A 10754-nucleotide genomic window follows, 5' to 3' on the forward strand; every position below is an offset into this window, starting at 1 on the left:
AACAGGAGCAACAGGAGCAACAGGAGCGACAGGAGCAACAGGAGCAACTGGTGGCGGAGCTATTATTCCGTTTGCTTCAGGTACATTGCCAGTTGCTTTAACTAACGCGTTAGGAGTTGCTGGTACAGGAGCTCTCCTTGGATTTGGATTTAATCAGCCTGAAGTTTTAGTAGGTGGAACGACTCTCACATTAGCGATAGGTGTAGGTGATTATGCATTTGTAGCACCACGCGCAGGAACTATTACGTCATTATCAGGTTTCTTTAGTGCAACACTTGCAGTACCACTTCTAACACCACCTGCTCAAGTGCAGATACAAATATTAACTGCACCTCCAGGAAGTAATACGTTTACAGTACAACCCGCACCTCTATTATTAACACCAGCATTTGGAACAATAGCTCTTTTTGACACAGCATTTGGAACACAAGTTGAAAATATTCCAGTTGCTGCTGGAGATAAAATACTACTGTTCGTTTCATTAACAACAGCAAACCCAGTAGCTGCACTTGCTGGATTTGTAAGCGCAGGTATTAATATAGTCTAATTTGTTGTAATGTTTGTTTGAAATTTAAACTGGTATTTGTATATAGCCATTCCTAATTTTATTAGGAATGGCTATATTTTTGTGGAAAAGACGTGATAAAGCAACTGGGACATTACTTTTTTTAGTTGATTTAAAGGGAAAATAAAAATCTATGATTTATAGTTCATGGAATAAGTTACATTTCTCGGAAAATTCCTTATGAGTAAAAAAGATGAATTCTATTAAAAATAGAATTCATCCATTAAATAAACTATATACTAGGGGAGTGAATTATTTATCGTGAGCGGTGAAATGTCATTGCTCAAATTAGTAATAAACTATTTATTTTTATTACAGTTACATCCTTTTTTCTTTACATAGCCTTGCTCGGCTAAATCTCTTTGTGATTGGGAATCGGAAGATTGAGAATTCGAAGACTGAGAGGATGCTGAAGAGCTACTATTTTTATTATTAGAGTAGTTTTTTCGATAGTTATAATTACTCATAGTACTATCACCTCCAATTAATTATATAAATATTATATGTATGAACTCTATTAATTGTTACGATAAAAAATCTCCTTGGTATTTTCCAAGGAGATAAATGATGGTTCTATTAAAATGATACTAATTAATACCCCCAGTAAAGAGGGAAGTAATAAGAATCTTGGTAATATTGATTTTGTTGTTGAGTAGGGGGCTGAGTTGACTGATTTATCATGTCGCGGTTTTGATTACAGTTTGCGGGAGGACCAATTACAGTAGTGGATTGAATTGGGGATACTGCTTGTTTCCATTGTTGTTCATTGAGACAATAAGTATGAGCCATCATATTAGCCGGAGTTAATCTTAAAATATCAGAGCCGAAAATAACTTCTGGGGTAGGGGCATCGAAAATAGCTAATAAATGAGTATGATCTGCTGAAGCAATTTCATAATGCCACCACGCTTGTGGAATATTGGCAACTTGACCTGGTTTTATTGGTAAGTTTAATATTTGATTCGTAAATGGATTAAGTAAAGAAACAACAGCAGATCCTGAAATACAGTAAACGAGTTCAGCTGCATTTTGATGAATATGTGGTTCTACAACGTTGCCTGTACTTAAATAAATATCTAATAAAGAAGTGCTTTCTAAAGTGTTTAATTGTTTCATGCCAAGTACGTTTATATAATTTTGGGCATCTTTCTTAAAAAAATTACTTTTACTTAAATCATGAGTAAAGTTGGTTGAAGGAGAGGTGTAGTCAATAGTAGAAGTCAATCGTATTACCTGCCTTTCTATAGGTAAGTATGGATACAACTTTAGGATATGTGCCTAGTGTTAGTTATGTGCATTTGTCTGTATCATAATAAATTCACTTGTTTTATAAAGAATATAGGTTGTGCTTCTTATTTCTCATAATGTTAATACGGATAAAAATTAGAGCGAACTAATGAAAGTCGGAATTATTGATGTTAGGTTAGGAGTAAAAATATTAAAATTTATTTCGTATATTTTAATGGTTACGTTATAGGAAAAGACCAATGCCTTATAGAAAGGAATTGGCCTTTTATTTAAGAGAGTTTTTGATGAATCATTAATTGTGCTTTAGCAGTATTGGCGTAATTTAGCCACTCTAATTCCAAGTTTTGTTTTAAATCGAAATCGATTTCGATGATGCCAAAATGAGATACCTTTGTTTTAAGTGGAACAGGCATCCCATTTACTTTTGCTTTTTTCATGTTATGTGCAATTTTTGGAAATGCAGAGAAAGAAAAATCAATAATTGTAGCACCATCTGGTAAATAAATAGGTTGTAAATCTGTAGTATAAGCCGTAATGGTATTTTCGAATAGTTCATACGATACTAAATTGTGGAAGGCGACTGGATCTGTAGTTAATAAATTGTTATTCACAATGGTATCATTCATTATTTTATAAGATATTACTTGAACATCTACAGTTCTACTATTCAATAAATAAAAAATACCATTATCTTTTAATGTTTTTGCTGATTGCGTTTGAATGATAATTGTTTGTTCAGTATCATTCATATTTATTTTAGTTTTTAAATTGTTATTAAAATGGCTATTTTCAAGAGCGATATTATCTTCGAAAGAGTTTATAGTTGGTTTGTATAATTGATGAATCATTCCAAGAATTTTATAGCAATCTAGCACACTTGTAGTGGTGATACATATTCGTGAAACACTTGATACGTTTTGAGATTCTTGTAGTTGTGAGTAAGCAGAGTAAATGGGGCTGAGTTCATAACTTATTTCAAATGAAAGGGTAGTATCATAAAAAGAAAGTATGCCTTTTCTTAAATTCGTTATATTGTTTTGAATACGTGGTACATATTCCGTTAGAAGATTATGTATTTTATTATATCTTTCCTTATGTAGATATTGAAAAGAAAGGTTTTCTAATTCATTCTGGGTTGAATATAAACCGAATCGCTCTGCAAGTGGTGCAAAGAGTGTTAGTGTTTCATTTGCATAAGCTACTTGTTTTGCAGGCTTTTTAACACTCAATGTTTTAATGTTATGAAGGCGGTCTATAACTTTTATAATGCCAACACGTATATCTGTTTGAGAGGCTAGTAATAACTTTTTAAAATTAATTGCTTCGTATAATGCTTTCTTTTGACCACATAGTTTTTTAACTTTTGTTAGCCCATCTACAATATATTGAACGGTCGCACCAAAATATAACTTAACTTCTTCTAGAGAATGCTCTGTATCTTCTACAACATCGTGTAATAACGCAGCAACTAATGTTGTGACGTCAGCTTTATAATTTAGTAATATTTCTGTAACCGCGAAAGGATGCATGATGTATGGTTCTCCAGTTTGACGGTATTGTCCATCGTGTGCTTGCTCTGCAAACTTAATAGCTTTTTTAAATAATGTTAATTCCTCAGATTGAAGATAATTCGCCTTTCGTAATAATACCTCGCTCATATATATCCATCCTTTAAAATTATTTTTAATAATAATTCTATATAATATGATCAAGACCTTTTGAAATTGTAATTATTGTTTAAAAAAATAAAGTATATTGAGATTAAACTATATTCGTATTCGCATTCATACTTTGGATTGATGGAAAAAAGTAATGAACGTGTTAATTTAAAATTACATCAATCAATAATAAGGAGTGAATGTTCATGTCATTTAGTGAAATGATTAGAAATGAAGTGCTCAGCTGGGCGGGTGTTTCTGAAAAACCGCATCGATTTGGTGGTATTGAAATAAATTATGGTAAGAAAGAACTTGGTCATCTTCATGGTGAAAAGTTAGTTGATTTACCATTTCCGAAGGTAAAGCGAGATGAATTAGTGAACGAAGGGTTAGTGAAACCACATCACGTATTACCTGAATCAGGATGGATAAGTTATTATATAAAGAGTGAAGAGGATATTGCATTCGCAATTGAGTTATTTCGTATGCAATATGACCGAATACAAAAAAGAAATAAAGTAGATAAATAAAAATTTATTTTTATGTCACATCCCTCCTAAATCGTTCGTCTTGTATGTAGAACGATAAGGAGGGATTTTATTATGAATACATTTGATGTAGCAATTGTTGGCGGTGGGCTTGCTGGGTTAACAGCATCTATATATTTAGCGAAAGCTGGAAGGAAAGTTATTGTATTGGAAAAATCCAGTCGCTTCGGTGGTCGAGGGATGACTATAAATAAAAATGGCATTTGTTTGAATCTTGGTGCACATGCTTTATATAGAGGTGGGGCAGCATTTTTAACCTTTAATGAGCTTGGTTTGAATCTTCCAGGTGGAATGCCATCTACAAAAGCGCATGGAATATGGAAAGGGGATGTATTTACTATTCCAACAGATTTTCGCTCTATTTTATCAACTCCTCTGCTTTCATGGTCTGCAAAAGTACAATTCTCACGTCTTATGATTCATTTAAGGAATGTAGATGTAGGAGAAGTCCCCAAAATGAGTCTAACTACATGGGCAGAAAATGAAATAAAAGATCCAATGGTGCGAAATATATTTTATGCACTATGCCGAACAACAACATACACGTATGCTCCTACAATACAATTAGCATCATCAGTATTAAAGCAAATACAGCTTTCTATGAAAGAAGGAGTATTTTACGTAGATGGTGGTTGGGAGACGATAATAACAAAATTAAGGGATTTAGCGAATGATGTTGGTGTGCAATTTCTAGCTAGTAAGCATGTTTTGGAAGTAGAACATTGTGAAGGTATACAAAAAATTCGTTGTTCGGATGATGAAGTATTTGAAGTTGATGCAGTTGTCGTGACTACTCCACCTAAAGAAGCTTGTAAAATAATAAAAGGTGCAGAAGGGACACGTCTGTATAGATGGAGTGAACAATCGGTACCGGTTACCGTTGCTGCATTAGATATTGGTTTGAAACGTTTAACCAATCCTATACATCATTTCGCATTGGGATTAGATCAACCTGTATTTTTCACGAATCAATCAAGAGCAGCCAAATTAAGTGAAGATGGAGCAATTGTAGTGAGTTTAATTAAGTACCATAATCCTATGCTAGAGATAAATCATTTTCATGATGATCAAGAACAGTTAGAAAATACGATGGAGTTGCTACATCCTAATTGGAAAAGAGAAGTTGTTGCAAAGCAATATTTACCGAAAATAACGGTAGTACATGATTTTCATCATATTGACCGTGTTGAAAAACCGGGCCCTAATATACCTGAAATGCCAGGTGTTTACGTTGCAGGAGATTGGGCTGGGCATGATGAAATATTAGCTGATGCTGCGGTAGCAAGCGGGAAACGTGTAGCGTTACACATTTTAAAGCAATTAGAAAGCGAGGCAGTTCATCATGGAAACGGAGCAATTATATGAAGCGTACCAACCATTATTATTTTCATTAGCATATAGAATCCTTGGGAGTGTTATGGACGCTGAAGATATCGTTCATGACGTATTTATCGCGCTAAATAATATAGAGGATGTTCAATCTATAGAAAATATGAAAGCATATTTGTGTAAAATGGCGACAAATCGTTCAATTGATAAATTACGTTCGGCAGCGCATAAACGTAATGTATATGTAGGAATGTGGTTACCAGAGCCATTTGTGGAAGAGTCTGATGAGCCAGCAGAGTCGTTTGTAATGAAAGAATCCATTTCTACGGCATATTTATTACTTTTACAACAACTGTCTGAGGTAGAGAGAGTTGTTTTCATATTAAGAGAGGTTTTCAGTTATGAATACGAAGAAATCGCTTCAATTGTTGATAAGAGTAGTGTGAACTGCCGAAAAATCTTTCAGCGTGCACGGAACAGTATTTTGGATAAGCCGAAGCAATCAACATTAAGTACGAAGAAAATGGCTGCCTATGTGGAAAAGTTTGTATCATCATTACAGTGTGGGGATGCGCAAGGCATGTTAGAAGTATTAAAAACAAATGCGATATTTAAAGCAGATGGTGGTGGTAAAGTTACAACTGCAATTAATCCGATTTATTCTGCAGATAAAATTATACGTTTGTTCTTTGGAATTGCAAAACGATTGCCAGAAAAGTATAGTGTTGATTTCAAAAAAATAAATGGTGCACCAGGCGTTATAGTTACAATAAATAATAAAGTGACGTATGTACTTTCATTCGCATTTGAGGATGAGAAAATTTCAAACATCTATATGATGGTTAATCCTGAAAAACTTATGCACTTAAATGTAATAGTATAAAAAAGACGCATTTCTTTAGAAGTGCGTCTTTTTTTTATTTTTCTAACATTTCAAGAGGTACATCTTTTTCGCCGGCTACCTCAAATTTAATTTCCCCGTCTTCTTCATAAATACGTGAAATAATCGGTATAGTAATCATTAATTTTTTATGCTGTTTTCGCTTTCTAGCGGCATCTAAGCTAATCACGTTCATTGTAAGCATCCTTTCTTCTAGAAATATATAAACAAAAGAAAATGCGTCCGGAAAGGGCGCTTAATTGAATTTGAAATACCGATTCATTTAAATGGGGTTTATATTATTTAATAACTGCAATTTAATTAAAAATAGTATGAATGGAATAATTGCACGTAGAAATTAACTTTACCAAAAAACGAAACAATATGCTATAAAAAAATTTAAAACTTTGTCATATAACGAGAAAAAGGTTTTCGTTTCGCATATAATGAAAGTAGACGGGCAGCAAGAGCTTTTTCATCATATTGCTTTGGAAAGGCGATGAAAAGGATGGATACTGTAGATTCATTATTATTTCAACTTGAACAATATGGAGAAGAGCATGATCGAAATAAAAAAACACGGGAAGAGAAATTACGGAATATTTCTCGTGAGATGGGGCAATTTTTATCAATTTTAGTAAAAGGGTGTAATGCAAAAAACATTTTAGAAATTGGAACTTCTAATGGTTATTCTACATTGTGGTTAGCTAATGCGGTAGAAGAAACAAATGGAAATGTAACAACTGTAGAGCTTTCTTCAGAACGGGTTGGAGAGGCAATTGTAAACTTTGAAAAGGCGAACCTTGTACAAAGAATTGATGTCCATAATCAAGAAGCAGGGGCGTTTTTAGATTCGCAATTAGATCATTCATTTGATTTTATTTTCCTAGATTCAGAACGTACACAATACATGTGGTGGTGGGAACATATAAAACGTATTTTAGAGCCAAAAGGTTTGCTTGTTATTGATAATGCAACTTCACATACAGAAGAATTAGCGGAGTTTATCAAGATGATTGAAGAAGATGATACGTATGAAACGGCGTTATTAGCTTTTCAAAAGGGAGCATTCGTTGCTCGAAAAAATAAGTAGAAGTGAGCATGACATAATTATCACATTGAAAGATAACAAATGTCAAAAGATTGAGTGCTGTATGATTTGAAGGAGATTGACCAATTGAATTTCAAATTAGATTGAAGAGGTAATAAATAATGAGATTCGTAAAGAATCCGCCTTCAGCATGTTCCTCTCTAGGTCTTAAGTCTGAGGAAAATAATGAAGAGAACAGGTATACTTATACTATGAAACAGGGAATGACTGCATAAGCAGGTATTTCTTGAAAAATCGATTTCAAGCAAGCAAAATGTGTATGAAATACGATATGTTAGATGAAATATAGTGCATATAAATTCGCACATATAAATAAAGGAGCGATTTTGTTGACTGAACTCGAGAAAAAAGAACCTGTATCGATTGTGAAAGATAATAATGTAGAAGTAGTAGTGGATACAGTAATAAAAGATGTCGAACTTGAAGAATTAAATAAAGAAGCTGATCTGTATGTACAAAAGTTAAATAGCGAGCAAAATACAGATTTATCAAAAGTATTGTCGCAGCTTGGAGACTTAGGAGATAAAGAGCAACAAGCAGCAGGACAAACGCTATCAGCATTAAAACGTCCTGTAACAGCGATGATGAATGGAAAGAACGAAGAAATTCCAAATACATTGTTAGAATTACGCAAAGTGGTATCAGAGCTTGATCCGAATTCATTAAAAGCAAGTGGTATGAAGAAAATTATGTTTAAAGTATTCAAGAAAAATCCACTTGAAACATACGTGCATAAATATCAATCTATAGATAAGCAAATTGAGGAGATTATAAGATCCCTTCTAATTGGTCGTGATAACTTACAAGAAGATACAGTTGGTCTTGAAATGTTAAAAGAGCAATCACATGATAAAATCCACGCTCTTGATAAACAAGTATACTTAGGAAGAAAACTTGCAGGCATGCTTGAAGCCGAGAAACAAAACCCAGAACGTCAAAGGGATATCCCGTTAATAAATGATGCATTAGAAAAAATACTTGTACGTACACGTAATATGCAGCAAGCAAAAAGTGTATTATTACAATCTATCGCATCTGTAGACATCATTAAGAAAAATAATGAAAAGCTATCAGAGGCAATTCGTAATGCAATTACGATGACGCAAAACGTTGTAACAGTTTCAGCTGCTATCCAGCTAGCGTTAACGAATCAACGTAAAACAATTGATGCCGTAAATGCGACAAATGAAGCAATTGAATCAATGGTATTAAGTAACTCACAAGCATTAAAACAAAATACAGAAGAAACAACAAAACTTCTTGAAAATCCTGCAATTAGTATGGATAAATTACGTGAATCATTCCAAAATGTATTTGCCGCTATTGAAGCATCTGAGAAATCGTCAGAACGTATTATTGAGTCTAGTAAGAAATTTGTAATTGAACTAGATACATTTAATGATGAGATGAAGCAGAAACTCATTCAGCGTCCAAGGAAATAACAGACTTTTAGAGGAGGTGAAAAAATGAGTTTCATTCAAGGAGTATTATTACTATTAGGATCATTACTTTTAATCGCATTTACTGTCGTTGTTCTAGTTGTATACTTCGGACGTAAACTTTATTTTTCATGGACGAAACCATATAAGAGAGCACAAGATTCCATTGAGAAATTATCAAACAAATCAACACCGTTTTTACAAGAATTTACGCAGCATCCACTCTTTTATCGCTGGGTTCGTACAGAAGGGAAAAAAGAACAAAATACTTTAAACACTCTTTTCTGTACTTCAGGCCAACGTACGAGAGAGCAAGTTTTCTCAATGTTACCGAAAGAAAAGCAGAAAAAAGTGCATGTGATGGCAAAAACAACGAAAAAGCTTACGAATGAAGATATTGATATCGCAACAATGAAAGTGAAAGATTTCTTGAGACAAGAATCACAACAAACTGTAAAACCGACAGACTTATCGTTTTATAAATTGTATTTCTATGATCGATATCCAGATGCATTAAATACAATTCAAGCATATAAACGCTCGATTAATCCTTCACTACAAAGAACGGTTGATGAGATTACAATTTCAGTATTAAATGCACTTCCATATTATCAAGAACAACGTATGTTTGAACAACAACATAAACTTGAAACGTTCTTAATGAAAGATTTAACAGCGATGCTATCGTTGGTAGTACAATTACCACCTTCACAAAGACCAGAGAAGGAAGAAGAACTGAAAATCTACTTGCAAAATTTCCAAAAAGAAATGGAAGTAGTAGAGCGAGATATCCGCGACTCGATTGATCACGATTTAAATGTGAAGATGAGAGCAGCGACTGAGAAGTTTAAGAATAAATAATAAAAGCGCCTTAAAGCTATAGTTTTTAGCTTTTAAGGCGCTTTTTTATTAGCTGTTATTTTGCTTTAACGGTAGTATGACTAGAAGCAATACTTTCATTATGCAATCGATCAACTGCAGTTACTACATACGTATACGTTTCTCCAGAAATAGCTGTTTTATCTACATAAATTTCTCCAAGTTTTGTTTTTCTTACAGTAGTAAGTAAATTTTTTGGGTTTTGTATATCTACTTCATTTTTTCCATTTACACGGTAAATGGCGTAATAAGCAGAATCATTCTCTCTATCACCAATGATACCTACAGCAATACCTTCCTCTCTTGGAATAGCACCTTTTAAAGTCGGTTGTTTTGGTGGATCATGATCAATCCAAGGCATAGGCGGGATTAATGCAGGGTGTTTATATATGTCTTTTGAGAGTCTATCTTTCACTCCAAGTGGATTATTATTAATATCTTTTAAGCTAAAATGCATACTACCTTTTATTTGAGGATATAGCCGGTTTAATACAATTTGTCTTGGGTATTCTTCAGGATCAGACCAAGCGGGGGCAGAGTTATTATTAATTTTATAGGCAGCCTGACCGATGTATAGGTGAATCGGTTTATTATTTGTTTCTTTTACCCACCAGTCTACTAATATGTCATATGCAGCGGGTGTGAAACCAATATTCCAATATATTTGCGGTGTAATGTAGTCAATATAACCTTTTTGTATCCACTCACGTGTGTCAGCATAAAGATCATCATAGTTTCTTTGTCCGGCGGTTGTGTTAGAGCCAGTAGGATCGTCGGCTATATTTCGCCACACGCCGAATGGACTAATGCCAAATTTCACATATGACTTTTCTTGTTTAATAGCAGCATTTAAACCTTTGACAAGTTCATTTACATTGTCACGTCGCCAATCCTCTATATTTGTAAATCTACCGTTATTATACGTTTCGTACGTTTTTTGATCAGGGAATTCTTCACCAACTACTTTATATGGATAAAAATAATCATCCATATGAAGGGCATCAATGTCATAATTTTGCACGATTTCTAAAGCGCCTTCTGTTATGAATTTTTTTACTTCTGGAATACCGGGATTGTAATATAATTTCCCGCCGTAA

The 10754-nt window shown here is 33.7% G+C and carries 11 protein-coding genes; 7 read left to right on the top strand and 4 right to left on the bottom strand.

Annotated features, from left to right (window positions below; all coding sequences use genetic code 11):
* A partial coding sequence (locus BAU27_RS26385; protein WP_302848842.1) for an exosporium glycoprotein BclB-related protein occupies positions 1-547 on the top strand: 547 nt, incomplete at its 5' end.
* Positions 548-1156: 609 nt separating this feature from the next.
* Here the strand turns inward: BAU27_RS26385 and BAU27_RS26390 are convergent.
* Both BAU27_RS26390 and BAU27_RS26395 read right to left on the bottom strand, forming a co-directional pair.
* On the bottom strand, positions 1157-1789 hold the full coding sequence (locus tag BAU27_RS26390) for a cupin domain-containing protein (RefSeq protein ID WP_071772494.1): 633 nt from the start codon (positions 1787-1789) through the stop codon (positions 1157-1159).
* Between the two features lie 293 nt (positions 1790-2082).
* Positions 2083-3471 carry an HD domain-containing protein gene (locus BAU27_RS26395; RefSeq protein ID WP_071772495.1) on the bottom strand — a complete coding sequence of 463 codons (1389 nt, stop codon included), beginning with the start codon at positions 3469-3471 and terminating at the stop codon, positions 2083-2085.
* Between the two features lie 206 nt (positions 3472-3677).
* On the opposite strand from BAU27_RS26395, the gene BAU27_RS26400 reads away from it, so the two are divergent.
* From BAU27_RS26400 to BAU27_RS26410, 3 genes are all read left to right on the top strand, one after another.
* Positions 3678-4001 (top strand): luciferase domain-containing protein, encoded by a 324-nt coding sequence (locus tag BAU27_RS26400; RefSeq protein ID WP_071772496.1) that lies wholly within the window; start codon positions 3678-3680, stop codon positions 3999-4001.
* Between the two features lie 72 nt (positions 4002-4073).
* The gene (locus BAU27_RS26405; RefSeq protein ID WP_071772497.1) at positions 4074-5384 is read left to right on the top strand and encodes a phytoene desaturase family protein; all 1311 of its coding nucleotides are present in this window, start codon (positions 4074-4076) and stop codon (positions 5382-5384) included.
* A complete protein-coding gene (locus BAU27_RS26410) occupies positions 5362-6231 on the top strand; it encodes a sigma-70 family RNA polymerase sigma factor (RefSeq protein ID WP_071772498.1) in 870 nt (289 codons plus the stop codon). Before BAU27_RS26405 ends, BAU27_RS26410 begins: the two co-directional genes overlap by 23 nt.
* 34 nt (positions 6232-6265) lie before the next feature.
* On the opposite strand, the gene BAU27_RS32525 is transcribed toward BAU27_RS26410, so the two are convergent.
* Complete coding sequence (locus BAU27_RS32525) at positions 6266-6424, bottom strand: hypothetical protein (RefSeq protein WP_001100983.1); 159 nt, start codon at positions 6422-6424, stop codon at positions 6266-6268.
* Positions 6425-6727: 303 nt separating this feature from the next.
* On the opposite strand from BAU27_RS32525, the gene BAU27_RS26420 reads away from it, so the two are divergent.
* From BAU27_RS26420 to BAU27_RS26430, 3 genes are all read left to right on the top strand, one after another.
* Complete coding sequence (locus BAU27_RS26420) at positions 6728-7321, top strand: O-methyltransferase (protein ID WP_071772499.1); 594 nt, start codon at positions 6728-6730, stop codon at positions 7319-7321.
* Between the two features lie 347 nt (positions 7322-7668).
* The gene (locus BAU27_RS26425) at positions 7669-8781 is read left to right on the top strand and encodes a toxic anion resistance protein (protein WP_071772500.1); all 1113 of its coding nucleotides are present in this window, start codon (positions 7669-7671) and stop codon (positions 8779-8781) included.
* A 24-nt stretch (positions 8782-8805) separates the two neighbouring features.
* Positions 8806-9639, top strand: a complete 834-nt coding sequence (locus BAU27_RS26430) for a DUF3974 domain-containing protein (protein ID WP_071772501.1) — start codon at positions 8806-8808, stop codon at positions 9637-9639.
* A 55-nt stretch (positions 9640-9694) separates the two neighbouring features.
* Here BAU27_RS26430 and BAU27_RS26435 read toward each other — a convergent pair.
* Positions 9695-10754, bottom strand: a 1060-nt coding sequence (locus BAU27_RS26435; RefSeq protein WP_071772502.1) for a glycoside hydrolase family 10-like protein, incomplete at its 5' end; no start/stop codon positions are given.

It is taken from the genome of Bacillus sp. NH11B (genome assembly GCF_001884205.1).
GTDB classification, from domain to species: Bacteria; Bacillota; Bacilli; order Bacillales; family Bacillaceae_G; genus Bacillus_A; species Bacillus_A proteolyticus.